The sequence below is a fragment of the Streptomyces sp. NK15101 genome (genome assembly GCF_020400725.1).
Lineage (GTDB): Bacteria > Actinomycetota > Actinomycetes > Streptomycetales > Streptomycetaceae > Streptomyces.
In genome coordinates, this window is the sequence record NZ_JAINVG010000010.1 from 14,469 (window position 1) to 40,152 (window position 25,684).

The following is a 25,684-nucleotide window of genomic DNA, read 5'->3' on the forward strand; positions in this document are numbered from 1 at the left end:
GAGGGATCGTTGACGACGGCAGACCACCGCTGATACACCTTCGCTTCACCCATCGTCAGCCCAAGATCCACGACAGTACTCCGACGCGAGGTCACGTCCCATGGTCATGGTCACGAAGGTTCCACCCCGTCCCGCTCCTGCCCGCAGAGCCCTCCGACTGCTGCTCGCCGCCGGTCTCGCCGCCGGCTCCCTCGTCGTCGTTCCCGGCACCGCGCAGGCGGAGGACGAGAAGTCCGGCGGCACCACCCTCACGGTCGCCGTCTCGCAGAGCATCGACTCGCTCAGCCCGTTCCTGGCCCAGAAGCTCACCTCGACCAGCATCCACCGGCTGGCGTACGAGTACCTCACGAACTACGACCCGAAGGACGCCCACACGATCCCGGGCCTGGCGACCGCCTGGAAGTCCTCGGCCGACAAGCTGACGTGGACGTACACGATCCGCAAGGACTCGACCTGGTCCGACGGGCGGCAGGCCACCGCCGAGGACGCGGCCTGGACCTTCAACAAGATGATGACCGACCCGAACGCCGCCACCGCCAACGGCAGCTTCACCGCGAACTTCGCGCAGGTCACCGCCCCCGACCCGCAGACGCTCGTCATCCGGCTGAAGAAGCCGCAGGCGACGATGACGGCCCTCGACGTGCCGATCGTGCCGAAGCACGTCTGGGAGAAGGTCACCGACTTCTCGAAGTTCAACAACGACAAGGAGTTCCCGATCGTCGGGAACGGCCCCTTCGTCATCACGGACTTCAAGGTCGACCAGTACATCAAGCTCAAGCCGAACAAGAAGTTCTGGCGGGGCGCCCCCAAGTTCGACGAGCTGGTCTTCAGGTACTACAAGGACGGGGACGCCGCCGTCGCCGCCCTGCAGAAGGGCGAGGTGTCCTTCGTGCCGAACCTGACGCCCGCCCAGGCGGCCGCGCTGAAGACCCAGAAGAACATCAAGGTCAACGACGCCCCCGGCCGCCGCTTCTACGCCCTCGCCACCAACCCGGGCGCGAAGGCCCGGGACGGGAGGACCTTCGGCAACGGGCACAAGGCGCTGCTCGACCCCGCGGTCCGCAAGGCGCTCTTCCTCGCCGTCGACCGCGCCACCCTCGTCGACAAGGTCTTCCAGGGCCACGCCGTCGAGGGCGAGGGGTACATCCCGCCGCGCTTCGGCTCGTACTTCTGGAAGCCGGAGGACGCGCAGAAGCGGGCGTACGACCCCGTCCAGGCGGAGAAGCTCCTGTACTCGGCCGGATACCGGAAGAACGCCGAGGGCAAGCGGCTCGGCAAGGACGGCAGGCCCCTGGAGTTCCGGATCCTCTGTCACGCCACCGACCCGAACGACAAGGCGGTCGGCAAGTACCTCCAGGAGTGGTGGGGCAAGCTCGGCATCGGCCTGAAGGTCGAGTGCCTGGACAGCGTCTCCGACCCGTGGGTCAAGGGCGACTACGACCTCGCCTTCGACGGCTGGTCGGTCAACCCCGACCCGGACTACGTCCTCTCCATCCACACCTGCGGCACGCTCCCGGCGACCCCGAAGGACTCCGGCGCCACCGACAACTTCATCTGCGACAAGGAGTTCGACGGGCTCTACGCGCAGCAGGCGGTGGAGTACGACGCCGCCAAGCGGGCGGATCTGGTGAAGCGGATGCAGTCCCGGCTGTACGACACGGGGTACATGAACGTCATGGCCTACCCGAACGCCCTGGAGGCGTACCGCACGGACCAGATCAGGTCCATCACGACCATGCCCGAGGCCGCCGGGAACCTGTGGGGCCAGGACGGCTACTGGAGCTGGTGGTCGGCCGTGCCCGCGGACCGGGCGGAGGACTCCGGCGGCGGCTCGTCCGCCGGGGTCGTCATCGGCGTCGGCGCGGCCGTGGTGGCCGTGCTCGGCATCGGCGTCCTCCTCGGTCTGCGCCGCCGCTCCACCGCCGACGACCGCGAGTAGTACGTGACGACGGCAAGCACCCCCGCCGACGTGGCGCGGGCCGAGAAGGCCCGCGCCACGGACGGCGCACCCCGCACCGGTTCCTCCCTCGGCTACCTCCGCCACGCGGCGGGGAAGCTGGGCGGCGCGCTCGTCTCGCTCTTCGCCGTGCTGGTAACCAGCTTCTTCCTCTTCCGGATCATCCCCGGTGACCCGGTGAAGGCGATGACCCACGGCGTGCCCACCTCGGCCGAGCAACTCGCCACGCTGCGCCGCCAGTTCGGTCTCGACCTGCCGCTGTGGCAGCAGTTCACCGACTACTGCGCCAAGGCGCTGAGCGGCGACCTCGGCACCTCGTTCCAGTTCCGCGCCCCCGTCGGGGACCTCATCGCGGAGAAGCTCCCGGCGACGCTGCTGCTCACCGGGGTCGCCGTGGTGATCTACTCGGCGCTCGGACTGTGGCTCGGCACCCGCTCGGCCTGGCGGCACGGCGGTCTCGGCGACAGGCTGAACACCGGGATCGCGCTGACCCTGTGGTCGGTGCCCTCCTTCTGGCTCGGGCTGCTCCTCATCATCGTCTTCTCGGTGGGCATGGGACCGGTCCCGGGGCTCTTCCCGACCGGCGGCATGGAGTCGGGCACGGGCGAGACCGGATTCGCGTACGTCCTGGACGTCGCCCACCACCTGGTCCTGCCCGTGGTCACGCTCGTCGCGGTCGGCTACGCGCAGACCCTGCTCGTGATGCGCTCCTCGCTCCTCGACGAGATGGGCGGCGACTACCTGACGACGGCACGGGCGAAGGGGCTGCGGGACGACGCCGTGCGCCGCCGGCACGCCGTGCCGAACGCGCTCCTGCCGACCGTCACCATGATCTTCATCAACCTGGGGCACGTGGCGGCCGGCTCGATCCTGGTGGAGACGGTGTTCTCCTGGCCGGGGCTCGGCGGTCTCTTCTACCAGGCGCTCAGCGTGCCCGATCTGCCGCTCGTGCAGGGCCTGTTCGTGGTCTTCGCCGGAGCGATGATCCTGATGAACCTGCTCGCCGACCTGCTCTATCCGCTGCTCGACCCCCGGGTGGGCCGATGACCTCTCCGACGACCTCTCGGAAGACCTCTCTGGTCTGGGAACGCCGCAAGGGTTCCGTTGCCCGCTTCTGGCGCGGCTACCGCACGCACCGGGCCGGGCTGTACGGTCTCGCCGGCCTCGCCCTGATCGCCCTGCTCGCGCTCGCCGCCCCGCTGGTCGTCGGCTCCGACGTGCAGTCGGTGACCGAGGCGCCGGGCACGGCCCTGGAGCCGCCGAGCGCCGAGTTCCCGCTCGGCACCGACCAGTTCGGGCGCCCGCTGCTCGGCCTGCTGATCTGGGGCGCCCGGATCTCGCTGCTCGTCGGCCTGCTCGCGGCGACCCTCTCGGTCGCCATCGGGACCCTGGTGGGCATCATCGCCGGGCACTACGGCGGCTGGTTCTCGACGGTCGTCATGCGGATCACCGACTGGTTCCTGGTGATGCCGACGCTGGTGCTCGCGATCGTCCTCGCCACCGTCATGTCCCGGTCGATGTGGACGGTGGTCCTGGCCATCGGCGTGACCTCCTGGCCCACCACCGCCCGGCTGGTGCGGGCGCAGACGATCGCGGTGGAGTCCCGCCCGTACATCGAGCGGGCCACCGCGCTCGGCGGCGGCCACCGGCACGTCATGACCCGGCACGTGCTGCCGAACGTGATGCCGCTGGTGCTCGCGCAGACCACCCTCGGCATCTCGACGGCCATCCTCACCGAGGCGACCCTCGCCTTCCTCGGCCTCGGCGACCCGACCGTGGTGTCGTGGGGCGGGATGCTCCAGGACGCCCGGGAGGCGGGCGCCGTCTCCTCCGGACACTGGTGGTACCTGGCCCCGCCGGGGATCGCGATCGCCCTGGTCGCGCTGGCGTTCACGCTGTGCGGCCGGGCCGTGGAATCCGTACTGAACCCGAAACTGGGGGTGGGGCGATGAGCCTCCTGGAGGTGCGGGGCCTGCGGGTGACGTACGGCTCCGGCGCGGCCGCCGTGCCCGCCGTGCGCGGGGTCGACCTGAGCCTGGAGCCGGGCACCAAGCTGGGCGTGGCCGGCGAGTCGGGCTGCGGCAAGTCCACCCTCGCGCTCGCGCTGCTGCGGCTGCTGCCGGCCTCGGCGCGGATCGAGGGCGAGATCCTGCTCGACGGCGACGACGTCCTCGCCATGTCGTGGGGGCGGCTGCGGGCCGTGCGCTGGGCGGGCGCGTCGATCGTCTTCCAGGGCGCGATGCACTCGCTGAACGCGGTGCACCGGATCGGGGACCAGATCGCCGAGCCGCTGCTCGTGCACGGCCGGGCGACCCCCTCGGCGGCCCGGACGCGGGTCGGCGAGCTGCTCGAACACGTCGGGCTTCCGGCGGCCCGGGCCGCCGCCTACCCGCACGAGCTGTCCGGCGGGCAGCGGCAGCGCGTGATGATCGCGATGGCGCTCGCCTGCGACCCCCGTCTGATCGTCGCGGACGAGCCGACGACCGCGCTCGACGTGATGATCCAGGCGCAGATCCTGCGGCTGATCGAGCGGCTCGTCGCCGAGCAGTCCATCAGCCTCCTGATGATCAGCCACGACCTGGCGGTCCTCGCGGACACCTGCGACCGGCTCGCCGTGATGTACGCGGGCCGGGTCGTCGAGGAGGGGCCCGCGCGGGCGGTGTACGAGGCGGCCCGGCACCCGTACGGGCGGGCGCTGTCCTCGGCGTTCCCCCGCATCGGCGACCCCGCGTCCCGGCGGGCCCCGCGCGGCCTGCCCGGCGACCCGCCCGACCCGGCCGACCTGCCCGGCGGCTGCACCTTCCATCCGCGCTGCCCGGTGGCGGTGGACGCCTGCGCGGAGCACGACCAGGAACTGCGGGAGGCGGGCGCGGGGCGCCGGGCCGCCTGCGTACACGTGGGGAGCACGTCATGAGCCTGCTGTCGGCGCGCGGACTGCACGTGACCTTTCCCGGGCGGCGGGGCGCACCGCCCGCGCGCGCGGTGGACGGCGTGGACCTGGACATCGGTGCCGGCGAGATCGTGGCCCTGGTCGGCGAGTCCGGCTGCGGCAAGACGACGCTGGCCCGGTCCCTGCTCGGCCTGGTCCGGCCCACGTCGGGGGCGGTCGCCTTCGACGGGCAGCCGCTGGCGTACTCCTCCGGGGCGCTCAGGACCTACCGGAAGCGGGCGCAGCTGGTCCTCCAGGACCCGAGCGGCTCGCTGAACCCCCGGCACACCGTGTACGACGCGGTGGCGGAGGGGCTGCGGATCCACGGCTACGAGGGGGACGAGCGCGCGGCCGTCGGCGAGGCCCTCGCGCGGGCGGGGCTGCGGCCCCCGGAGCGGTTCTTCCTCCGCTACCCGCACGAGCTGTCCGGCGGGCAGCGGCAGCGCGTGGTCATCGCGGGCGCGCTCGTCCTGGAGCCCGAACTGATCGTCGCCGACGAGCCGGTGGCGTCCCTGGACGCGTCCGTACGGGGGGAGATCCTGGCGCTGCTGCTGCGGCTCCGCGACGAACTCGGCCTGTCCGCGCTCGTGGTGACGCACGACCTGGGCCTCGCGTGGAACATCGCGGACCGGGTGGCGGTGATGTACCTGGGCCGGGTCGTGGAGACGGGTCCGGTGGAGTCGGTCCTGACGAACCCCCAGCACCCTTACACGCGGGCCCTGTTGTCGGTCCTGCCGGAGTCGGAGGGCTCCCCCGTGATCCTCACCGGCGAGCCGCCGGACCCCTCCCGCATCCCGTCGGGCTGCCGCTTCCACGTCCGCTGCCAGCTCCTGGCCTCGGGCGAGGCGACGGCCGTCGCGGACCGCTGCCGGGGGGAGGACCTGCCGGTCCTGGGGGGCGGTGGGGAGGCGGTGGCCTGCCACTGGGCGACGACGGGCTGACACCGCTTGCGGGCGCCCGTTCCGCACCCCGTCGCTCCATTGTGGGCAGTCGTTCCGCTGGGGCGGAACGGGTGGGCACAACGGACGGCGCCCCCTTGCCGGGCCTAGGCTCCTGTGCTTGAACCCGCACCACCTGTGCACCGCCGCTCGGGGTGCGGGTCCAGGCGCGGGACGCGGAGGCGCCGCTGTGGGCGCCGTCCCGTGTGCCCACCCGTCCCGCCCTGCGGGACGATTGCCCACACGGGGCGAGGGCGGGGGCGCCGCCCAGCAGGGCGCGGGTCCACACGGGCAGGTGGTGGAAGGGCGCCGGCCCCGTGGGCGCGGTGTCAGGAGCGGTCGTATTCCTCCGTCAGCTCCCGGCAGCGCTTCACGTCGCCCGCCATCGCCTGGAGCAGGTCGTCCAGCGTGTCGAACTTGAGCATGCCGCGCACGTACGCCAGGAAGTCCACGGCCACGTGCAGCCCGTACAGGTCGAGCCCCTCGCGGTCGATCGCGTACGCCTCGACCGTCCGCTCCGTGCCGTCGAACTGCGGGTTCGTGCCGACCGAGATCGCCGCCGGCATCCGCTCCCCCGCCGCCGTGAGCCAGCCCGCGTAGACGCCGTCCGCCGGGATCGCCGTGTGCGGCAGGGTCTCGACGTTGGCCGTAGGGAAGCCGAGCTCGCGGCCGCGCTGCGCGCCGCGGACGACGATGCCCTCGACCCGGTGCGGGCGCCCGAGGATCTCGGCCGCCCCGGCCATGTCGCCCTCGGCGACGAGGCGCCGGGTGAGGGTGGAGGAGAAGGGCTCACCGCCGCCGGCGGTCCCGCTGACGTACAGGTCGATGACCTCGACCTCGTAGTCGTACGTGGCGCCCAGCTCGGTCAGGAAGGCGACGTTGCCCGCGGCCCGGTGCCCGAAGCGGAAGTTGGGGCCCTCGATGACGGCCTTCGCGTGCAGCTTGTCGACCAGCACCTTGACGATGAAGTCGGCCGGGGAGAGCTGGGAGAACTCGGCGGTGAACGGCAGCACCAGCACCGCGTCCACGCCGAGCTCCGCGATCAGCTCCGCGCGCCGGTGGTGCGGGGCGAGCAGCGGCGGGTGGCTGCCGGGGCGCACCACCTCGGAGGGGTGCGGGTCGAAGGTGACGACGACGGAGGGCAGGCCCAGCTCCCGGGCGCGCTCGACGGCACGTCCGATGATCAGCTGGTGTCCGCGGTGCACCCCGTCGTAGGAGCCGATGGTGACGACGCTGCGTCCCCAGTCCTGGGGGATGTCCTCCAAGCCACGCCAGCGCTGCACTGTGACCGCTCCTCGTCCGCCTGTTCGCCCTGTTGGCCTTACGCAGGTCTAAGACTGCCATGTCCACGGCCGTCGGTACGCATCGGCATGGCAGTGCCGGGGCTTCGCAGCGTCCGGACGGTCTCCGGTCCGAGCAGCGGGGTCCAGTCGGCGGGGGCGTCCGCCGTCCAGGCGGCGAGGAGCGCGGCGAAGGCGGGCAGGTCGCGGACGGCTCCGGCCAGGGCCCGGTCGAGCCGCCAGGCGCCTTCGGGGGTGCGGACGCACAGCGCGCCGACCCGGCTGGTGAGTTCCCGGGTGCGCGGTACGGTGCGCAGCTCCGCGCCCTCCGCGGCGGCCCGCAGGAGCGCCTCCAGGACGGTGAGCTCCCCGGTCTCGGCCTCGTACCGCTCGTGTTCCAGGAGCACGTCGAGCAGCTCGGCCCGCAGGTGGCGGGAGGCCCCGGTGCCGGGGGCGGCGAGGACGGGGGCGAGGGCGCGCCGGAGCGGTGCGGGCCGGCCCCGGATGAGGCCCGTGACCAGCGGGAAGAGGACCGCCCTGGCCACCGGGCCCTCCTCGAGGCGGCGGTCGACGAAGGCGGCGACGAGCGGGGCGCCCTCGGGGTGGCGGGCGGCGTAGTCGCGGACGAGTGCGGCGATCCGGCGGGCGAGGGCGGGCGTGTCGACCTCGGCGAGGGCCCGCAGGGCGGCGGCCGGCGCCTCTCCGGTGCCGATCAGCCGGGCCCGGAGGCCGATGAGGACCTCCTCGGGATGGGTGGCGAGGGCCTCGACGAGGGCGGCCGCGGGCACCCGGGGCTCGGCCAGGGCACGGGGGAGGTGCCGGGAGCGGCTGTGCGGGTCGCGGACGAGGAGGCCGAGGGCGGCGCCGTGGAGGGTCTGGTCGCCGGGGCGGGCGAGCAGGGCGAGGGCGGCGTAGCGGAGGAGCTCGCGGTCGGCGGAGGTGGTGACGTGCCCGGCGACCAGGTGCCCGTACGCGGCGGCCGCGACGCGCCGCTCCGGCCGCCCGTCGTCGTGGGCCCAGCGGTCGACGGCCCGGGAGAGCGCGGAGGGTTCGTCCGCGGCGAGAGCGGCGAGGAGGCCGTCGGCGAGGGGGTGGGCGGTGGCGACGAGCGCCTCGCAGAGGTCGTCGACGGCGAGCCCGCGGTGGGTGTGCAGGAGGGTCTGGGCGGCGGTGGCGACGAGGGGGCGGTCGTCGCCGAACCAGCGGCAGAGGAGCGGCTGGACGCCCCGGGGGTCGGCGGCCAGCATCGCGGCGACGGCGTCGAGGCTCCGGTCCCCGTCGGGCGGGTCGGAGGGGACGAGCCGGCGCAGCAGGTCGATCCGCTCGTCCTTGCCGAGCGGCAGGCCCAGCCAGAAGGCGGTCCCGAAGGGGGCGAAGACCGGGTGCCGGTCCGGAAGCGCCCCGATCAGGTCGGCGAGGAGCCGCAGGACGGGCAGGTACGGCCGCGGGTCCGGCACGCGCCGCACGCTCTCCGCGAGGAGCCGCGCGGCCCACCAGGCCCCGTCCCCGTCCTGCCCGTCCCGGGCGAACCGTCCGAGCGCCTCGGCGAGCGCGGCGAGCCGCGGTCCGAGCCCGGCGGCCCCCCGCTCCCGGTGCAGCAGCAGCAAGGCCTGCAGGACGGGGCCGATCCGGTGCCGGGGCACGGGCAGGGCTCCGCCCGCCCCCGCCCCGGCGGCCCGCTGCCGTGGAACGTCGACGAGGGGGACGGTCCCGGCCGGACCGGGCCCGCCGACCGCACCGGGCCCGTCGGCCGGCTCCTCGTGGTGTCCGTGGACCAGGGCGTGCAGGGCCGTGTCCAGGTCCAGGTGGGCGGCCTGGAGCCAGTCGGCGAGTTCTTCGTGGGCGAAGCGGTAGCCGGAGCCGGCGGGGACGAGCAGGCCCTCGGTGAGGACGGCCGGGGCCCAGCCCTCCCGCCAGGGGAACAGCTCCTCGAAGGAGGCCCGGTCCAGGACGCCGTGGCCGGGTCCGAGGCACCGGCGGGCCGCCTCGTGCACCCGGCCGGTCACGCGCGCGGCGAGCCGGCGGACGGCCGTCCCCCGGACGAGCGGCCGGGAGCCCGCGGCGATCCGGACGGCGGCCCGCAGGCACATCAGGTCCAGGTAGGCGGTGAAGATCTCCTCGCGCCCGGGCCGCCCCGGCACCTCTCCCGGCAGCGCCGCCCGCACCTCGGCGAGCAGCCGCAGGGCGAGCGGGTGCCGGGCGTCCGCCGCGGCGAGGTCCGCCTCCCCGATCCCGTACCCCTCGCGTACGGCACGGGCCTCCGTCTCGGAGTACGGCCCGAGGAGGACGGCCGCGGGCATTCCGCCCGCCCCGGTCCCGGTCCCCGTCACGGCGGCCCCGGCCCCGCCCGGACCGTCCGGCCGACCGCCCTCGTCCGCCGCCGCGAGCCGGTGCGGTGCGCTCTCGTCCGCCGCCGGTCGGTGCAGAGCGCCCGGGGTGTAGAGCGTGCCCGCCTGTTCCCAGTGCTCGGGGCGGCACGCGGTGACCAGGTGGGCCCCGTGGGTGCGGAGCCAGCGCTCCGTGGCCGCCGTCCAGTCGGCGAGCCGGTGGGCGAGGAGCGGGGGCATCTCCTCGGGGCCGTCGAGGACGACGAGGAGCGGGCGGCCCGCGTCCCGGGCCAGGGCGGCGGCCCGCTCCGGGGTGGCGGTCGTGGTGTCGCCGAGCGCCCCGGAGGCGGCGACGATCCGGCCGGCCCGGTGGAGGGCGCGGCCGACGGCGTCGGCGAGCGAGTGGTCCTCGGCGCGCAGGTCGGCGCCGCGCAGCCGGACGGTGGGGGCGGGCGCGACGCCCCGGGCGCGCCGGGCGCAGAGTGCGGCGAGGGCGGTGGTTCGGCCGGTGCCGGGGGCGCCGACGAGGGCGAGGACGGGGGCGTCGCCGGCCGTGAAGCGGGCGAACTCGCGGGCGCAGCCGGGCCGTTCGACGGGCTCGGGCCAGGGGTCGGGGTCCCGAGCGGGGCCGGTGGAGGTGGCGGCGAGTTCCAGGATCGCGGCGAGGTTGAGATCGGGTCCGTAGGCGGGGACGGTGGCCGCGTTGCGCCGGAGCAGGGCGGTGAGCGGGCCGGCGGGCCGGAGCGGCACCGCGTATCCGGCGGCCCGGCGGTCGCCGCGCAGGGCGGTGCCGAGCACGGCGAGGACGGTGCCGGTGACGGTGTCGAGGACGGGCCCGCCGGCGGCCTGTCCGCCGCGGCGGAGCGCCTCGGCGCCCTCGGTGCCGATGGCGAGTTCGAGGGCGTCGGTGAGGGCGTGGAAACGGTCGGTGGCGGTGTACGTGACGGCGGCGGGACCGAGGACGCGGGCCTCCCGCCAGCCCTGGGCGGCGATCCGCACGTACGTGCCGGGTTCGATCTCGGGCCTGGTCGCGAGCGGCAGCGGGCGGCCGCCGAGCCCCTCGGTCCGTACGAGCGCGAGGCCGCTCTCGGGCAGGGGGGTGACGGCCTCGGCCTCGGCGAGGCAGGTTCGGTCGTCGGGGGCGTGCAGGACGACACGGCTGAGCCCGTCGACGGCTTCGTGACTGGTGACGACCGTCCCGTGGTGGTCGGCGAGGAAACCGGTGCCGCGCGGCCGACCCGCCGGATCGCAGATCCGCACCAGCGTCGCCAGGTCCCCGCTTCCCATGGTGTCGACGGTAGGCGGCCGGTGATCACCCGGAGGCGCTCGCCGGGAAACGCGCCCCCCGACACTCCCCCGTTCACACCGAGCGCCTCCCCGATGGGGTGAATTTCGGCGGCTCCGCGGGACAGATACTCCCCGGGGGAAACCGAGGGGGGAAAGACGTGGGGCGGGCACGCGCGCGTGCCCGCCCCACGACGGAGTCCTCCGGCTCAGCCGAAGACGGCGAGGCTCTTGGCCTTGCCCCGCTGCTCCTCGACGAGCGCGAGCAGCTTCCCCTCGGGCCCGAAGACCGCGACGGGCCCCTTCGGGTACTCCGGCATCTCAAGGCGGACGCCGTTGAGCAGCAGCCTGGCCCGCTTCTCGTCGACCTCCCAGCGCGGGAACGCCGCCGCGGCCGCGTCGGCGACCGGCATGACCGTCAGCTCCTCCTGGAGCTGGTCCAGGGTCCGGGCCGAGTCCAGCTTGTACGGGCCGACCCGGGTGCGCCGCAGCGCGGTCAGGTGGCCGCCGACGCCGAGTCCGGCGCCGAGGTCCCGGGCGAGCGCCCGGATGTACGTGCCGGAGGAGCAGACGACCGAGACGACCAGGTCGATGACGGGCGTGCCGTCCTCGGCGGTGTCGTCGCGGACGTCGTAGACCCGGAAGGAGGAGACGGTGACCGGGCGGGCCGGGATCTCGAACTCCTCGCCGCCGCGCACGCGCGCGTACGACCGCTTGCCGTCGATCTTGATCGCGGAGACCTTCGACGGCACCTGCATGATGGCGCCGGTCAGCTCGGCGACGCCCGCGTCGATCTGCTCCCGGGTGACCTTCGAAGCGTCGACCGACGCCGTGATCTCGCCCTCGGCGTCGTCGGTGATCGTCGTCTGGCCCAGGCGGATGGTGCCCAGGTACTCCTTCTCGGTCAGCGCGAGGTGACCGAGGAGCTTGGTCGCCCGCTCCACGCCGAGGACGAGGACGCCCGTGGCCATGGGGTCGAGCGTGCCGGCGTGGCCGACGCGACGGGTCTTGGCGATCCCGCGCATCTTGGCCACGACGTCGTGCGAAGTGAAGCCCGACGGCTTGTCGACGATGACAAGCCCGTCGGGCGTCTTTCCCGAGGTGCTCATTCGGCGGCTTCGTCCTCGCCCGGCTTCTTGTAGGGGTCGGCGTCGCCCGCGAAGGAGGCGCCCGAGGAGGCCTCCCGCACCTGGGCGTCCGAGGCCCGCGCCTTGTCGAGGAGGTCCTCGATCGTCCGCGCGTTCTCCGGGAGGGCGTCGGCCACGAAGGTCAGGGTCGGGGTGAACTTGGTCCCCGCCGCCCGGCCCACGGCCGAACGGAGGATGCCCTTGGCGCTCTCCAGGCCGGCCGCGGCGCTCGCGCGGTCCTCGTCGTCGCCGTAGACCGTGTAGAAGACCGTGGCCTCCCGCAGGTCACCGGTGACGCGGGTGTCCGTGATGGTCACGTGCGTACCCAGGCGGGGGTCCTTGATGCCGCGCTGCAGCTTCTCGGCGACCACCTCCCGGATGAGGTCCGCCAGCTTCTTCGCCCGCGCGTTGTCGGCCACTGGTCCTTCTCCTTCTTTGCCTTGCTCAGATCAGTCTTCATCAGTGTGGAGCCTTCGGCGCACCGAAAGGAGCTCCACCTCGGGCCGTGCGGCGACGAGCCGCTCACAGCGGTCGAGCACGTCCGATACGAACCCCGGGTCCCCGGACACCAGCGCGACGCCGAGACGGGCCCTGCGATGGAGGTCCTGGTCGCCCACCTCGGCCGCGCTCACGGAGAACTTGCGCTGGAGCTCGGCGACGATGGGCCGGACGACGGAGCGTTTCTCCTTCAACGAATGAACGTCGCCGAGGAGCAGGTCGAAGGACAGAGTCCCCACGTACATGTGGTGCCGGATGTCCCGCCGGTTCGGGTTCGGTGGCCTGCCACGCCGTCGCATGGCAGGGACACCAGAACCGTACACGCAACGGCCGGGGCCGATCGACGGAAATACTTCCGCCGACCGGCCCCGGACTCAGCCCTGCGCGTTACGCGCGCGGCTTCTCGCGCATCTCGTACGTCGCGATGACGTCGTCGATCTTGATGTCGTTGAAGTTTCCGAGGTTGATACCACCCTCGAAGCCCTCGCGGATCTCGGTGACGTCGTCCTTGAAGCGGCGCAGGCCCTCGATGTTGAGGTTCTCCGCGATGACCTTGCCGTCGCGGATGAGGCGCGCCTTGGTGTTGCGCCTGACCTCGCCCGAGCGGATGAGGACACCGGCGATGTTGCCCAGCTTGGACGAGCGGAAGACCTCGCGGATCTCCGCCGTACCGAGCTCGACCTCTTCGTACTCCGGCTTGAGGAGACCCTTGAGCGCCGCCTCGATCTCCTCGATCGCCTGGTAGATGACCGAGTAGTACCGGACGTCGACGCCCTCGCGCTCCGCCATCTGCGCGGCACGGCCGGCCGCACGGACGTTGTAGCCGATGACGATGGCGTCGGAGCCCATGGCCAGGTCGATGTCGGACTCGGTGACCGCACCCACACCGCGGTGCAGGACGCGGATGTCGACCTCTTCGCCGACGTCGAGCTGGAGCAGCGAGGACTCGAGAGCCTCGACCGCACCGGACGCGTCGCCCTTGATGATGAGGTTGAGTTCCTGGACGAGACCGGCCTTGAGCACCTTGTCGAGGTCCTCGAGGGACACCCGGCGGACGCGCTTGGCGAAGGCGGCGTTGCGCTCACGCGCGGCGCGCTTCTCGGCGATCTGGCGGGCCGTGCGGTCCTCGTCGACGACGAGGAAGTTGTCGCCGGCACCCGGGACGTTGGTGAGACCCAGGACGAGGACGGGAGTCGACGGGGTCGCCTCCTCGACGTTGTTGCCCTTGTCGTCGAGCATCGCCCGGACGCGGCCGTACGCGTCGCCGACGACCATCGTGTCGCCGATGCGCAGCGTTCCGCGCTGGACCAGGACGGTCGAGACGGCACCGCGACCGCGGTCGAGGTGGGACTCGATCGCGATGCCCTGCGCGTCCTGGTTCGGGTTGGCCCGCAAGTCGAGCGAGGCGTCCGCGGTGAGGACCACGGCCTCCAGCAGGGAGTCGATGTGCAGACCCTGCTTGGCGGAGATGTCGACGAACATCGTGTCGCCGCCGTACTCCTCGGCCACCAGACCGAACTCGGTCAGCTGACCACGGACCTTGGTCGGGTCCGCACCCTCGACGTCGATCTTGTTGACCGCGACGACGATCGGGACGCCGGCGGCCTTGGCGTGGTTGAGCGCCTCGATCGTCTGCGGCATGACGCCGTCGTTGGCCGCGACCACGAGGATCGCGATGTCGGTCGACTTCGCACCACGGGCACGCATGGCGGTGAACGCCTCGTGACCCGGGGTGTCGATGAAGGTGATGCGACGCTCTTCGTCGTTGACCTGGGTGGAGACCTGGTAGGCACCGATGTGCTGGGTGATGCCACCGGCCTCGCCCGCGACCACGTTGGTCTTGCGGATGGCGTCGAGGAGTCGGGTCTTTCCGTGGTCGACGTGACCCATGACGGTCACGACCGGCGGACGGGAGACCAGGGCCTCTTCGCCGCCCTCGTCCTCGCCGAACTCGATGTCGAAGGACTCGAGCAGCTCACGGTCCTCCTCCTCCGGCGAGACGATCTGAACCTGGTAGTTCATCTCGTCGCCGAGGAGCTGCAGCGTCTCGTCGGAGACGGACTGCGTGGCCGTGACCATCTCGCCGAGGTTCATCATGACCGCGACGAGCGACGCCGGGTTGGCGCCGATCTTCTCCGCGAAGTCGGTGAGGGACGCACCGCGCGACAGGCGAATGGCTTCGCCGTTGCCGCGAGGCAGCATCACGCCGCCCACGGACGGGGCCTGCATGGCCTCGTACTCCTGGCGCCTCTGACGCTTCGACTTGCGACCACGACGCGCGGGACCGCCGGGACGACCGAAGGCGCCCTGCGTGCCACCACGGCCACCCGGGCCGCCGGGACGGCCGCCGAAGCCGCCGGGACGACCGCCGAAGCCGCCGCCACCGCCGCCGGGACCACCCGGACGGCCGCCGCCGCCACCGGGACCACCGGGACGGCCGGCGAAGCCGCCGCCGCCACCGCCGGGACCGGCCGGACGACCGGCGAAGCCGGGACGACCGCCGCCGCCACCGGGACCGCCCGGACGACCGCCGGGGCCACCGGGGCCACGACCGCCGGGGCCGGGACGCGGGCCGGCAGCGGGACGCTGCGGCATCATGCCCGGGTTCGGACGGTTGCCGCCGGGCGCGCCGCCCGGACGGGGAGCCTGCGGACGAGGCATGCCACCGGGGGTGGGACGGGCGCCGCCCTGACCCTGCGGACGCGGGGCGCCGCCGGGGCCGCCCTGCGGACGCGGGGCGCCCGGAACGGCACCGGGGCCGCCGGGACGGGGAGCGCCACCACCCGGACGGGGCGCCTGCGGGCGCGCCATTCCGGTGGAGCCGCCCGAGGTGAAGGGGTTGTTGCCCGGACGGGGACCGGCCGGACGGGCACCGCCCGGACGGGGGGCCTGCTGGCCGCCGGGGCGCGGAGCACCCTGGCCCTGCGGGCGGGGCGCCTGCTGGCCCGGACGGGCGGCCGGGCGGGGACCCGGGGTCGCGCCGGCGGGACGCTGCTGACCGGCGGCGGGAGCCGACGGAGGCGCGGTGAACTCCGGGGTCGTCGGAGCCGGGGAGGCCGGCGCCGGCTTCGGCGCGGCCGCGGGCTTCGGACCCGGGGTGGGACGCGGGCCGGCGGGGGCCGGCGTCGCGGGCTTCTCGGCCGCCGCGGGCTTGGGCGCCGGGGTGGGCGCGCCAGGCTTGGGGGCGGCGGGACGGGCCGCCTGCGCCGGGGACGGCGCGGCAGCGGCCGGCGCCGGCTTCGGCGCGGCGGGGGTGGGCGTCGCCTTGCGGGGCGCGCCGGGCTTGGCAGCGGTCTTGCCGGCGTTGCCGCCGGGACCCTGCAAAGCGTCAGTCAACTTGCGCACGACCGGCGCCTCGATCGTCGAGGACGCCGAACGGACGAACTCACCGAGTTCTTGGAGCTTGGCCATGACGACCTTGCTCTCCACACCGAACTCCTTGGCGAGTTCGTATACCCGGACCTTAGCCACTTTGCTCCTTTGTGAGGTCCGGTTACCGCCGGACCGTCGCTACTTCATGGGCGTACTCATCGCGTACTCATCGAGTGCTCATCGCAATCTCGACCTACTTCCAACTCGCGAGGTACCTGACCGCACGGTGTTCCGTGCCGTACTTCTTGCTCACTGCGGTGCCGCTTGCCCGACGTGGTGGCGGAGTGCCTCCGTGTCGAGCGGTCCCTGGACCTTGAAGGCCCTCGGAAAGGCCCGGCGACGGACCGCCAGGTCGAGACAGACCACGGCGGGGTGCAGGTACGCACCCCGGCCGGGCAGCGTACCGCGATGATCAGGAACGCACTCGTCCTTGTTCACCACGATCCGCAGCAGATCGCTCTTGGCCGCTCGCTCCCGGCATCCCACACAGGTTCGCTCAGGGCACGCGCGGGCATGCGTCCGGCCAGACACTATTAAGTCTACCTCCCCGCACCGACCCCACCCGTTTGGGGCAAGAATCGAACAGTCGTTGTCCAAAAACGTTCTCAGCCCTGCGGCTCGGCCTGCTCCGTGTCCGGACGGATGTCGATCCGCCAGCCGGTGAGCCGCGCGGCCAGGCGGGCGTTCTGCCCCTCCTTGCCGATGGCCAGCGACAGCTGGTAGTCCGGCACCGTCACCCGGGCGGAGCGGGCGGCGAGGTCGACGACCTCGACCTTGGAGACCCGCGCCGGGGAGAGCGCGTTCGCCACCATCTCGGCCGGGTCGTCCGACCAGTCGACGATGTCGATCTTCTCGCCGAGCAGTTCCGCCATCACGTTGCGGACGCGGCTGCCCATCGGGCCGATGCAGGCGCCCTTGGGGTTCAGGCCCGAACGGGTGGAACGGACGGCGATCTTGGTGCGGTGACCGGCCTCGCGGGCGATGGCCGCGATCTCGACCGAGCCGTCGGCGATCTCCGGCACCTCCAGGGCGAAGAGCTTCTTCACCAGGTTGGGGTGGGTGCGCGAGAGGGTGACGGACGGACCGCGGACACCCTTCGCCACCCGGACGACGTACGTGCGCAGCCGCAGGCCGTGCGTGTACTCCTCGCCCGGCACCTGCTCCTGCACCGGAAGGATGGCCTCCAGCTTGTCGTCCAGCTTGACGAGGACGTTCTTCGGGTCCTTGCCCTGCTGCACCACACCGGCGACGACGTCGCCCTCGCGGCGCGCGTACTCGCCGAAGGTCACGTCGTTCTCGGCGTCCCGCAGCCGCTGCTGGATGACCTGGCGGGCGGTGCTCGCCGCGATCCGGCCGAAGTCGGACGGGGTGTCGTCGAAGTCCTTGGGCTCCTGGCCCTCCTCCAGGTCGGAGGGGTCCTCCTTCGCCCACACCGTCACGTGGCCGGTGGCCCGGTTCAGCTCCACGCGCGCGTGGCGGCGGGCGTCGGGGGTGCGGTGGTACGCGATGAGGAGGGCCGACTCGATCGCCTCGACCAGCATCTCGAAGGAGATTTCCTTCTCCTGTGCCAAGCCCTTCAGGAGCTTCACGTCGATGTCCACGGCTACGCCTCCTCTTCCTTCTTGTCCTTGCGGTTGAACTCGATCTCGACACGCGCCTTGGCGATGTCGGCGAAAGCGACCCGGCGGGCGGTGGGCTTGCGCCCCTTCACGCCCGGCACCTCCATGTCGAGGCCGTCCTCGTCCACGGCCAGGATGCGCGCGACCAGGTCGCCGCCCTCGGCGAGCTGCAGCTTCACCAGGCGGCCGGTGGCGCGCACGTAGTGGCGGTGCTCGGTGAGGGGGCGCTCGGCGCCGGGGGAGCTGACTTCGAGGACGTACTCGCCGTCGCCCATCGCGTCGGTCTCGTCGAGCTTCGCGGAGATCTCACGGCTCAGCTCGGCGCAGACGTCCAGCTCCACGCCCTCGTCCGAGTCGACGACGATCCGCAGCAGTCCGCGGCGGCCGGCCCGGGACACCTCGATCTCTTCCAGATCCAGGTCCTTCGCGGCGACGAGCGGCTCCACGAGTCCGCGCAGCCTGTCGCTCTGGGTGGTGCTCATCCGGGTGACTCCTCGGCCGCGTGTGCTGTTGTGGGTTCGTCGCGTGTCAGACCAAAGGGTATCCGGTCCGGGAGGGTGTTGCCGTCCATCGCCCCGGGGCCCGCGGGTACGCTCGCCTGCGGTGATCTCGACGATCTTCGACGACGGACGGCAGCCGAGGGAGAAGGCGTGACGACGACGGGCAGGCGCGCACTCCTCGTGGCGGGTGCGGCGGCGGGCGTGACCGCCCTGGCGGGCTGCACCTCCTCCCCCGGCGGGCAGGCCCGGCGGCCGAGCCCCGCCGAACTGGAGGCCGAACGGGTGGCGCGCGCCGAGGCGTCCCTGCGGCTGCGGTCGGTGACCGCCGCGCGCGGCCTGCTGGAACGTTACGACGCGACGCTCGCCGCCCACCCCTCCCTGGCCCCCCGGCTGACCCCGCTGCGGCAGGCGGTGGCGGCCCACGCGAAGGCCCTCGGCGAGGGCGGCACGGCGGTGGAGCCCGCCGCGGCGACGCCCGCGGGCCCCTCCCCGGCGGCCTCCGCCGTCGGCGCCTCCGCGTCCGCCCCGGCTCCGGCCTCCGGGAGATCCACGGCCCCCGCCGCGCCCGTTCGGGTGGCGGCCGAGCCCCGGGCCGCCCTCGGGGAGCTCGCCGCCGCCGAGCGCACGGCCTCCGACGGCCACACGGCCGCGCTGCTCACCGCCCCGCCCGAGTACGCCCGGCTGCTCGCCTCCGTCGCGGCGGCCGGCGCCGCCCACGCCTACCTGCTGACCGAAGGAGCACGGGCATGAGCGCCCTCGACGCGACCCAGGCCGCGCTGGCCGCCGAGCACGCCGCGGTGTACGGGTACGGGGTCGTCGGCGGCCGGATCGGCACCGAGCGGCGGGCCGAGGCCACCGCCGCGTACGAGGCGCACCGGGCGCGCCGGGACGCGCTGCGCCGGACCGTGCGGGACCTCGGCGGGACGCCGGTGGCGGCGGAGGCCGCGTACGAGCTGCCGTTCCGGGTCGCCGACCCGGCCGGCGCGGTGCGGCTCGCGGCGGTCCTGGAGGACCGGGTGGCCGGGGTGTACTCCGACCTCGTCCGGGCCACCGGGGGCCGCGCGCGCGGAGAGGCGGCCGCCGCGCTCCGGGAGGCGGCCGTACGCGCCGTCCGCTGGCGCGGCAGCGACGTAACCTTTCCTGGGCTCGCCGAGCGGGTAGGGCCTGTCCGGCCCTGATCCGAAAGCCGGGCCCCAGTCCCGCCCCGACCGAAGGAACAACGCACGCATGGGTTTCGAACCGCCGCAGCGACTGGCCAGGACGCTCGGCGAGACGTACGGGGACGCCGCGGCGGCCGAGTGGCTCGGGGAGCTGCCGGAGCTCGCCGGCCGGGCGCTCGACCGGGCGTCCCTGGACAGCGAGCGGGTGATGGCCCCCGGCGGGCGGAGCAGCCTGGTCGTGCTCGTCCGGCGCTCCGACGGCTCTCCCGCCGCGCTCAAGATCGCGCCGCCGTTCACCCGTCCGGACCTGGAGCGGGACGCGCTGGCGCACTGGAACGGCTGGGGCGCGGTCCAGCTCCTCGACGAGGCCGGGGAGGGCGCGCTCGTCCTCGAACGGCTCCACCCCGAGGTCTCGCTGCGCTCCCTGCCGGAGGCGAAGGCGCTCCTGGAGGCGGCCGGCACCGTGCGCAAGCTCTGGGTCGAGCCCCCGGCGGAGCACGGCTTCGAGACGGCGGCGGAGCGGACGGCCCGGCAGGCGGAGGCGATGGAGCCGTACCGTGCGGACCCGGCGACCGCGGAACTGACCGCGGCGGCGCTCGCGGCCCGCGAGGAGCTGGTGGCGGGCGACGCGGAGACGGTGCTGCTGCACGGGAACTTCCGGCAGGGCAAGGTCCTCGCCGGCGACCGGACGCCCTGGCTGGCCGTCGGCCCCGAGCCGCTGGTGGGCGAGCGGTCCTACGACCTCGCCCGGCTCGTACGGGACCGGGTCGAGGACCTGGTGGCCGCCTCCTCGGGCGCCTCGGCGGCCCGGCGGCGGGTCAACAAGCTGGCGGACTCCCTGGACCTGGACCGGGAGCGGCTGCGCGGCTGGAGCCTGTTCCGCGCGGTCGAGTCGGGGACGCGGGCGCTGACGGCGGGGCGGCGGCAGGACGCCGAATTGCTCCTCGAGTTCGCGAGCTGGCTGTAGGGGAATACCCTTTTTGTACTGTTCGGCTCGATCCAGGGGGCCGTGATGATGCAAGAGCTGCTGATGGCGGCGGCCGGCGCGGCCGCGGCGGCCGCCGTGTACGCGGGTGCGGCGGCGCGCGTGGTCAAGCAGTACGAGCGCGGCGTCGTCTTCCGCTTCGGCCGGCTGCGCGACGACATCCGCTCCCCCGGCTTCACGATGATCGTTCCGGTCATCGACCGGCTGCACAAGGTGAACATGCAGATCGTCACCATGCCCGTGCCCGCGCAGGAGGGCATCACCCGCGACAACGTGACGGTACGGGTCGACGCCGTCGTCTACTTCAAGGTCGTCGACGCGGCCGACGCGCTGGTCCGGGTCGAGGACTACAAGTTCGCCGTCTCCCAGATGGCGCAGACCTCGCTGCGGTCCATCATCGGCAAGAGCGACCTCGACGACCTGCTGTCCAACCGGGAGAAGCTCAACCAGGGCCTCGAGCTGATGCTCGACAGCCCGGCGATGGGCTGGGGCGTCGCCATCGACCGCGTCGAGATCAAGGACGTCTCCCTGCCCGAGACGATGAAGCGCTCCATGGCCCGGCAGGCCGAGGCGGACCGGGAACGGCGGGCGCGGCTGATCAACGCGGACGCGGAGCTCCAGGCCTCGAAGAAGCTGGCGGAGGCGGCGGGCGTGATGTCCGACCAGCCGGCGGCGCTGCAGCTGCGGCTGCTGCAGACGGTGATGGCGGTGTCCGCGGAGAAGAACTCGACGCTGGTCCTGCCGATTCCGGTGGAACTGCTGCGGTTCCTGGAGCGGGCGACGCCGGGGAGTGCCGCTTCGGAGGCGGAGCAGGCGCCCACGGCACCGGCGGTGCCGCCGCCGTCGCTGACACCGTTGACGCCGCTGTCGGCGCCGCTGAGCGAGGCGTACCTGAAGGGGCGGGCGGCGGCGGAGGAGGCGGTCGAGGACCTGACGGGCTCCTCGGTGGAGCCCACCCACAGGGACGCCGACACCTGACGGGCCCCCGTTGTGGGCGGTCGTTCCGCCGGGGCGTGCCCACCCCCTCGGGCCCCCGTTGTGGGCAGTCGTTCCGCTGGGGCAAGGGGGTCCCCCCTGCGGGACGATTGCCCACACGGCGGGTGGGCCGGGGCACCGCCCCGCCGGGTGCGGGGCCGCGCCGGGGTGGTCAGGACGTGAGGCGGGTGAGGGCCTCGGCGACCGTCAGTTCCTCGCGCTCCCCCGTGCGGCGGTCCTTGAGCTCCACCACGCCCTCGCCCGAGCGACGGCCCGCGACGAGGATCTTCGGGACGCCCATGAGCTCCGCGTCGGTGAACTTGACGCCCGGGGAGACGCCCGCGCGGTCGTCGACGAGGACGCGCAGACCGGCGGCGGCCAGCTTGTCGGAGACCTCGAGGGCCAGCTCGGTCTGGAGCGCCTTGCCGGCGGCGACGACGTGGACGTCGGCGGGGGCGACCTCGGCCGGCCAGCACAGGCCCTTCTCGTCGGCGGTCTGCTCGGCGAGGGCCGCGACCGCGCGGGAGACGCCGATGCCGTACGAGCCCATGGTCACGCGGACCGGCTTGCCGTTCTGGCCGAGGACGTCGAGCTTGAGGGCGTCGGCGTACTTGCGGCCCAGCTGGAAGATGTGGCCGATCTCGATGGCGCGGTCCAGCTTGAGGCCGGTGCCGCACTTGGGGCACGGGTCGCCCTCCTGGACGACGACGACGTCGACGTACTCGGTGACCTCGAAGTCACGGCCCACGACGACGTTCTTCGCGTGCATGCCCTCCTTGTTGGCACCCGTGATCCACGCGGTGCCGGGCGCCACGCGCGGGTCGGCGATGTAGGTGACCTTCTCCAGGCCCTGGGGGCCGACGTAGCCGCGGACGAGGTCGGGGCGCTGTGCGAAGTCCTCCTCCGTCACCAGCTCGACGGTGGCCGTCGGGCCGAAGTGCTCCTCGACCTTGTCCATGTCGACCTCGCGGTCGCCGGGGACGCCGACGGCGAAGATCTCGCCGTCGACCTTCACCAGGAGGTTCTTCAGGGTCGCGGAGGCGGGCACGCCCAGCGAGGCGGCGAGCGTCTCGATGGTGGGGGTGTCGGGGGTCGGGATCTCCTCGGCGGCGGGGACCGCGGCGCCGTCGACCGGCTTCACCGCCTGGTACACCGCTTCGGTGTTCGCGGCGAAGTCGCAGTTCGGGCAGTCGGCGAAGGTGTCCTCGCCGGCCTCGGCGGGGGCGAGGAACTCCTCGGACTTCGAGCCGCCCATGGCGCCGGCGGTGGCGGCGACGATCCGGTAGTCGAGGCCGAGGCGCTCGAAGACGCGCCGGTAGGCCTGGCGGTGCAGGGCGTAGGACTGCGCGAGGCCCTCGTCCTCGGTGTCGAAGGAGTACGAGTCCTTCATGAGGAACTCGCGGCCGCGCAGGATGCCGGCGCGGGGGCGGGCCTCGTCGCGGAACTTGGTCTGGATCTGGTACAGGATGACCGGCAGGTCCTTGTAGGACGAGCACTGGTCCTTGACCAGGAGGGTGAAGATCTCCTCGTGGGTGGGGCCGAGGAGGTAGTCGCCGCCCTTGCGGTCCTGGAGGCGGAAGAGCTCGGCGCCGTACTCGTCCCAGCGGCCGGTGGCCTCGTAGGGCTCGCGGGGCAGCAGCGCGGGCAGGGAGACCTCCTGGGCGCCGATGGCGTCCATCTCCTCGCGGACGATCCGCTCGACGTTGGCGAGGACCTTCTTGCCCAGGGGCAGCCAGCTCCAGATGCCGGCGGCGGTGCGGCGGACGTAGCCGGCGCGGACGAGGAGCTTGTGGCTGAGGACCTCGGCGTCCGCCGGGTCGTCGCGCAGCGTCTTCGCCATCAACTGGGACATGCGCTGGACCGGTGCGTTGGCCATGGTTCTCGTACTCCTGTGCCGGGACAAGGGGGTCCCCCCTGCTCGAGCGAAGCCGAGAGCCAGGGGGAGGTGATGGCCCCGAGGTTAGCCGGGCCGCCCCTGGCAGGAGAAATCAGTTCCGGCGCTTGAGGGGCAGCGGGGCGCCCATCACGGCGTACGGGCGGGGGGCGCTCGGGAAGTGGACCTGACGGGCGAGGTCGACGTAGCCGAGGGCCCGGTAGAGACCGCGGGCGGGGCTGTCGGTGTCGATCGCGGAGAGGATGGAGCGCGGTTCGGCGGCGGTGTCGGTGATGGTGGTGATCAGCGCGCGGCCGACGCCCCGGCCCTGGAAGTCGGGGTGGACGTGGAGCTCGGTGATGACGAAGGAGTCGTCGAGCCAGTCCGCGGTGCCGGTGGCCCGCAGGTACGCCTCGACGACGGTGGACCACCAGTGGGCGCGGTCGTTGGGCATCCCGTACACGAAGCCGACGAGCCGTCCGTCGGGGGTGGTGGCCCCGTAGGCGCGGGCGCCGGGGCTGAGGAGGTGGCGCAGCACGATGTGGCGGCGTACGGCGACCTCACCCGCGTCCAGGCCGAAGGCGAGCGCCTGCACGGCGAGGGCCTCGTCCACCCGGGCGGCGAGATTGACCGGACCGATCTCGATCTCTGCGTCATCCATGCGGCGCACCCTACAAGCGCCCGCCCGTCTCGGGACAGCGCGTCAGAACAGGACGCTCATGAAGGCGCCGGTCTCGCGGAAGCCGACGCGGCGGTACGCGGCCCTCGCCGGGGTGTTGTAGTCGTTGACGTACAGGCTGACGACGGGGGCGACGTCGGCCAGGGCGTACCGGAGGACGGCGGCCATGCCCGTCTCGGAGAGGCCCTTGCCGCGGTGTTCGGGGGCGACCCAGACGCCCTGGATCTGGCAGGCCTGGCGGGTGGCGGCGCCGATCTCGGCCTTGAAGACGACCTTGCCGTCCTCGATGCGGGCGAAGGAGCGGCCGGAGCCGACGAGTTCGGCGACGCGGGCCTGGTAGAGCAGTCCGCCGTCGTTGGCGAGCGGGGAGATGCCGACCTCCTCGGTGAACATGGCCACGCAGGCGGGCATGATCACCTCCATCTCGTCCTTGCGGACGCGGCGCACCAGCGGATCGGGCGCGACCGTGGCGGAGGGCTCCTCGGCGACCATCAGCGGCTGGTGGGCCCTGACGTCCCTCGCGGGGCCCCAGCTGGGCTCCAGGAGCCGCCACAGCTCGCCGGTGGCCTCGGCGGGGCCGACGATCGAGGAGCAGCGGCGGCCGATCCTGCGGGCCCGGTCGGCGAAGGCGCGGACGGCCTGGGGGGTGGCGCAGATGGGGACCAGGTTGGCGCCGGAGTAGCAGAGCGAGCGCAGTCTGCCCCCGGTGTACCAGCCCCACATCTCGCCGCCGAGGCGCCAGGGATCGAGTCCGGCGACCTGGACGCGGGCGGTCACGAAGGCGTTCTCTACGGGGGCGCTCTCCAGGACGGCGAGGGCGGCGCCGAGATCGGCGGGTTCGAGGACCCGAGTGGTGGTCTCTGTCAGCACGAGGGGGCCTCACGGGACGGATCTGCTGGTCTCCGCACTGTACCCCCGTGCGCTGCGGCGGGGCCCGTCGCGAACGCGAAGCCCCTCCGCCGGGTGGGGCGGAGGGGCTTCGGCGTGGTTCCGGGAGGGGTGCCGGGGAGGGTCAGCCGGCGATGGCGACCGTCGGCTCGCCGCTGGCGACGCCGTCCTTCTCCATCTGCTCGGCGATCTTGAGGGCCTCTTCGATGAGGGTCTCGACGATCTTCGACTCGGGGACGGTCTTGATGACCTCGCCCTTGACGAAGATCTGGCCCTTGCCGTTGCCGGAGGCGACGCCGAGGTCGGCCTCGCGGGCCTCGCCGGGGCCGTTGACGACGCAGCCCATGACGGCGACGCGCAGCGGGACGGTCATGCCGTCGAGACCGGCGGTGACCTCCTCGGCGAGCTTGTAGACGTCGACCTGGGCGCGGCCGCAGGACGGGCAGGAGACGATCTCCAGGCGGCGCTGGCGCAGGTTGAGCGACTCCAGGATCTGGATGCCGACCTTGATCTCCTCGGCCGGCGGCGCGGAGAGCGAGACGCGGATGGTGTCGCCGATGCCCTGGGAGAGCAGGGCGCCGAAGGCGACGGCCGACTTGATGGTGCCCTGGAAGGCCGGGCCCGCCTCGGTGACGCCGAGGTGCAGCGGGTAGTCGCACTGGGCGGCGAGCTGGCGGTAGGCCTCGACCATGACGACCGGGTCGTTGTGCTTGACCGAGATCTTGATGTCGCGGAAGTCGTGCTCCTCGAAGAGGGAGGCCTCCCAGAGGGCGGACTCGACGAGCGCCTCGGGGGTGGCCTTGCCGTACTTCTTCAGGAGGCGGGCGTCGAGGGAGCCGGCGTTGACGCCGATGCGGATCGGGGTGCCCGCGTCCTTCGCGGCCCTGGCGATCTCCTTGACCTTGTCGTCGAACTGCTTGATGTTGCCCGGGTTGACGCGGACGGCGGCGCAGCCGGCGTCGATCGCGGCGAAGACGTACTTCGGCTGGAAGTGGATGTCGGCGATGACCGGAATGGAGGACTTCCGGGCGATCACGGCGAGCGCGTCGGCGTCGTCCTGGGTGGGGCAGGCCACGCGGACGATCTGGCAGCCGGAGGCGGTCAGCTCGGCGATCTGCTGGAGCGTGGCGCCGATGTCGGAGGTGCGGGTCGTCGTCATCGACTGGACGGAGACGGGGGCGTCACCGCCGACGGCCACGCTGCCGACCTGGATCTGGCGGCTCTTGCGCCGCTCGGCGAGCCGGGTCGGAACGGTCGGGATACCGAGAGAAATCGCGGTCATCTGAAGTGCAA

At 73.3% G+C, this 25,684-nt stretch carries 22 protein-coding genes; 9 read left to right on the forward strand and 13 right to left on the reverse strand.

From position 1 onward, the window contains the following. The first annotated feature begins 106 nt into the window (after positions 1 to 106). Genes K7G60_RS07825 through K7G60_RS07845 form a run of 5 tightly spaced genes read left to right on the forward strand, consistent with a single transcriptional unit; the run spans position 107 to position 5,827 of the window. Positions 107 to 1,939 carry an ABC transporter substrate-binding protein gene (locus K7G60_RS07825; RefSeq protein ID WP_225800181.1) on the forward strand — a complete coding sequence of 611 codons (1,833 nt, stop codon included), beginning with the start codon at positions 107 to 109 and terminating at the stop codon, positions 1,937 to 1,939. 3 nt (positions 1,940 to 1,942) lie between these two features. Further along, a complete protein-coding gene (locus K7G60_RS07830) occupies positions 1,943 to 3,004 on the forward strand; it encodes an ABC transporter permease (protein ID WP_225800073.1) in 1,062 nt (353 codons plus the stop codon). Further along, a complete protein-coding gene (locus tag K7G60_RS07835) occupies positions 3,001 to 3,909 on the forward strand; it encodes an ABC transporter permease (RefSeq protein WP_225800074.1) in 909 nt (302 codons plus the stop codon). The genes K7G60_RS07830 and K7G60_RS07835 overlap by 4 nt, the downstream gene beginning before the upstream one ends. After that, entirely contained in the window at positions 3,906 to 4,871 is a 966-nt protein-coding gene (locus K7G60_RS07840; protein WP_225800075.1) for an ABC transporter ATP-binding protein, read from the forward strand. The genes K7G60_RS07835 and K7G60_RS07840 overlap by 4 nt, the downstream gene beginning before the upstream one ends. Further along, positions 4,868 to 5,827, forward strand: coding sequence for an ABC transporter ATP-binding protein (locus K7G60_RS07845; protein WP_225800076.1), 960 nt, complete (start codon positions 4,868 to 4,870; stop codon positions 5,825 to 5,827). Before K7G60_RS07840 ends, K7G60_RS07845 begins: the two co-directional genes overlap by 4 nt. A 326-nt stretch (positions 5,828 to 6,153) precedes the next feature. Here the strand turns inward: K7G60_RS07845 and K7G60_RS07850 are convergent, their stop codons facing one another. The 9 genes from K7G60_RS07850 to rimP all read right to left on the reverse strand — a co-directional run bounded on the left by K7G60_RS07850 (position 6,154) and on the right by rimP (position 17,813). Then, positions 6,154 to 7,107, reverse strand: a complete 954-nt coding sequence (locus K7G60_RS07850) for a bifunctional riboflavin kinase/FAD synthetase (protein ID WP_225800077.1) — start codon at positions 7,105 to 7,107, stop codon at positions 6,154 to 6,156. A 38-nt stretch (positions 7,108 to 7,145) separates the two neighbouring features. After that, positions 7,146 to 10,718 carry a serine protease gene (locus K7G60_RS07855; RefSeq protein WP_225800078.1) on the reverse strand — a complete coding sequence of 1,191 codons (3,573 nt, stop codon included), beginning with the start codon at positions 10,716 to 10,718 and terminating at the stop codon, positions 7,146 to 7,148. Between the two features lie 206 nt (positions 10,719 to 10,924). Continuing rightward, positions 10,925 to 11,824 carry a tRNA pseudouridine(55) synthase TruB gene (gene truB, locus K7G60_RS07860; RefSeq protein ID WP_123455678.1) on the reverse strand — a complete coding sequence of 300 codons (900 nt, stop codon included), beginning with the start codon at positions 11,822 to 11,824 and terminating at the stop codon, positions 10,925 to 10,927. Then, positions 11,821 to 12,261, reverse strand: a complete 441-nt coding sequence (gene rbfA / locus K7G60_RS07865) for a 30S ribosome-binding factor RbfA (RefSeq protein ID WP_225800079.1) — start codon at positions 12,259 to 12,261, stop codon at positions 11,821 to 11,823. The genes truB and rbfA overlap by 4 nt, the downstream gene beginning before the upstream one ends. A 30-nt stretch (positions 12,262 to 12,291) precedes the next feature. Then, positions 12,292 to 12,585 carry a DUF503 domain-containing protein gene (locus K7G60_RS07870; protein WP_019889861.1) on the reverse strand — a complete coding sequence of 98 codons (294 nt, stop codon included), beginning with the start codon at positions 12,583 to 12,585 and terminating at the stop codon, positions 12,292 to 12,294. A gap of 142 nt (positions 12,586 to 12,727) precedes the next feature. After that, positions 12,728 to 15,811: a translation initiation factor IF-2 gene (gene infB, locus K7G60_RS39125; RefSeq protein ID WP_225800080.1), complete on the reverse strand. Its 3,084-nt coding sequence runs from the start codon at positions 15,809 to 15,811 to the stop codon at positions 12,728 to 12,730. Between the two features lie 150 nt (positions 15,812 to 15,961). Further along, the gene (locus K7G60_RS07880) at positions 15,962 to 16,243 is read right to left on the reverse strand and encodes a YlxR family protein (protein ID WP_225800081.1); all 282 of its coding nucleotides are present in this window, start codon (positions 16,241 to 16,243) and stop codon (positions 15,962 to 15,964) included. 74 nt (positions 16,244 to 16,317) lie between these two features. Beyond that, a complete protein-coding gene (nusA, locus tag K7G60_RS07885) occupies positions 16,318 to 17,313 on the reverse strand; it encodes a transcription termination factor NusA (protein WP_225800082.1) in 996 nt (331 codons plus the stop codon). A gap of 2 nt (positions 17,314 to 17,315) precedes the next feature. After that, a complete protein-coding gene (gene rimP / locus K7G60_RS07890; RefSeq protein WP_225800083.1) occupies positions 17,316 to 17,813 on the reverse strand; it encodes a ribosome maturation factor RimP in 498 nt (165 codons plus the stop codon). Positions 17,814 to 17,981: 168 nt separating this feature from the next. Here rimP and K7G60_RS07895 point away from each other — a divergent pair, with 168 nt between their 5' ends. Genes K7G60_RS07895 through K7G60_RS07910 form a run of 4 tightly spaced genes read left to right on the forward strand, consistent with a single transcriptional unit; the run spans position 17,982 to position 20,954 of the window. After that, a complete protein-coding gene (locus tag K7G60_RS07895; protein WP_225800084.1) occupies positions 17,982 to 18,581 on the forward strand; it encodes a hypothetical protein in 600 nt (199 codons plus the stop codon). After that, positions 18,578 to 19,009, forward strand: a complete 432-nt coding sequence (locus K7G60_RS07900; protein WP_225800085.1) for a ferritin-like domain-containing protein — start codon at positions 18,578 to 18,580, stop codon at positions 19,007 to 19,009. Before K7G60_RS07895 ends, K7G60_RS07900 begins: the two co-directional genes overlap by 4 nt. A gap of 49 nt (positions 19,010 to 19,058) precedes the next feature. Further along, the gene (locus tag K7G60_RS07905; protein ID WP_225800086.1) at positions 19,059 to 19,958 is read left to right on the forward strand and encodes an aminoglycoside phosphotransferase family protein; all 900 of its coding nucleotides are present in this window, start codon (positions 19,059 to 19,061) and stop codon (positions 19,956 to 19,958) included. 45 nt (positions 19,959 to 20,003) lie between these two features. Further along, positions 20,004 to 20,954 carry a slipin family protein gene (locus K7G60_RS07910; RefSeq protein WP_225800087.1) on the forward strand — a complete coding sequence of 317 codons (951 nt, stop codon included), beginning with the start codon at positions 20,004 to 20,006 and terminating at the stop codon, positions 20,952 to 20,954. Between the two features lie 169 nt (positions 20,955 to 21,123). On the opposite strand, the gene K7G60_RS07915 is transcribed toward K7G60_RS07910, so the two are convergent. The 4 genes from K7G60_RS07915 to ispG form a co-directional block, all read right to left on the reverse strand. After that, positions 21,124 to 22,827 (reverse strand): proline--tRNA ligase, encoded by a 1,704-nt coding sequence (locus K7G60_RS07915; protein WP_225800088.1) that lies wholly within the window; start codon positions 22,825 to 22,827, stop codon positions 21,124 to 21,126. A gap of 112 nt (positions 22,828 to 22,939) precedes the next feature. After that, positions 22,940 to 23,485 (reverse strand): GNAT family N-acetyltransferase, encoded by a 546-nt coding sequence (locus K7G60_RS07920; RefSeq protein WP_225800089.1) that lies wholly within the window; start codon positions 23,483 to 23,485, stop codon positions 22,940 to 22,942. Between the two features lie 42 nt (positions 23,486 to 23,527). After that, positions 23,528 to 24,373: a GNAT family N-acetyltransferase gene (locus K7G60_RS07925; RefSeq protein ID WP_225800090.1), complete on the reverse strand. Its 846-nt coding sequence runs from the start codon at positions 24,371 to 24,373 to the stop codon at positions 23,528 to 23,530. A gap of 142 nt (positions 24,374 to 24,515) precedes the next feature. Further along, the gene (gene ispG, locus K7G60_RS07930; RefSeq protein WP_123455666.1) at positions 24,516 to 25,673 is read right to left on the reverse strand and encodes a flavodoxin-dependent (E)-4-hydroxy-3-methylbut-2-enyl-diphosphate synthase; all 1,158 of its coding nucleotides are present in this window, start codon (positions 25,671 to 25,673) and stop codon (positions 24,516 to 24,518) included. Between the last annotated feature and the right edge of the window lie 11 nt (positions 25,674 to 25,684).

Excerpts from the sequence above, each read along its gene's own strand:
- K7G60_RS07825 (WP_225800181.1), top strand. The coding sequence starts at position 107 with ATGGTCACGAAGGTTCCACCCCGTCCCGCTCCTGCCCGCAGAGCCCTC.
- K7G60_RS07835 (WP_225800074.1), top strand. The coding sequence starts at position 3,001 with ATGACCTCTCCGACGACCTCTCGGAAGACCTCTCTGGTCTGGGAACGC.
- K7G60_RS07840 (WP_225800075.1), top strand. The coding sequence starts at position 3,906 with ATGAGCCTCCTGGAGGTGCGGGGCCTGCGGGTGACGTACGGCTCCGGC.
- K7G60_RS07845 (WP_225800076.1), top strand. The coding sequence starts at position 4,868 with ATGAGCCTGCTGTCGGCGCGCGGACTGCACGTGACCTTTCCCGGGCGG.
- K7G60_RS07855 (WP_225800078.1), bottom strand. The coding sequence starts at position 10,718 with ATGGGAAGCGGGGACCTGGCGACGCTGGTGCGGATCTGCGATCCGGCG.
- truB (WP_123455678.1), bottom strand. The coding sequence starts at position 11,824 with ATGAGCACCTCGGGAAAGACGCCCGACGGGCTTGTCATCGTCGACAAG.
- K7G60_RS07870 (WP_019889861.1), bottom strand. The coding sequence starts at position 12,585 with ATGTACGTGGGGACTCTGTCCTTCGACCTGCTCCTCGGCGACGTTCAT.
- rimP (WP_225800083.1), bottom strand. The coding sequence starts at position 17,813 with ATGAGCACCACCCAGAGCGACAGGCTGCGCGGACTCGTGGAGCCGCTC.
- K7G60_RS07900 (WP_225800085.1), top strand. The coding sequence starts at position 18,578 with ATGAGCGCCCTCGACGCGACCCAGGCCGCGCTGGCCGCCGAGCACGCC.
- K7G60_RS07905 (WP_225800086.1), top strand. The coding sequence starts at position 19,059 with ATGGGTTTCGAACCGCCGCAGCGACTGGCCAGGACGCTCGGCGAGACG.
- K7G60_RS07910 (WP_225800087.1), top strand. The coding sequence starts at position 20,004 with ATGATGCAAGAGCTGCTGATGGCGGCGGCCGGCGCGGCCGCGGCGGCC.
- K7G60_RS07915 (WP_225800088.1), bottom strand. The coding sequence starts at position 22,827 with ATGGCCAACGCACCGGTCCAGCGCATGTCCCAGTTGATGGCGAAGACG.
- K7G60_RS07920 (WP_225800089.1), bottom strand. The coding sequence starts at position 23,485 with ATGGATGACGCAGAGATCGAGATCGGTCCGGTCAATCTCGCCGCCCGG.
- ispG (WP_123455666.1), bottom strand. The coding sequence starts at position 25,673 with ATGACCGCGATTTCTCTCGGTATCCCGACCGTTCCGACCCGGCTCGCC.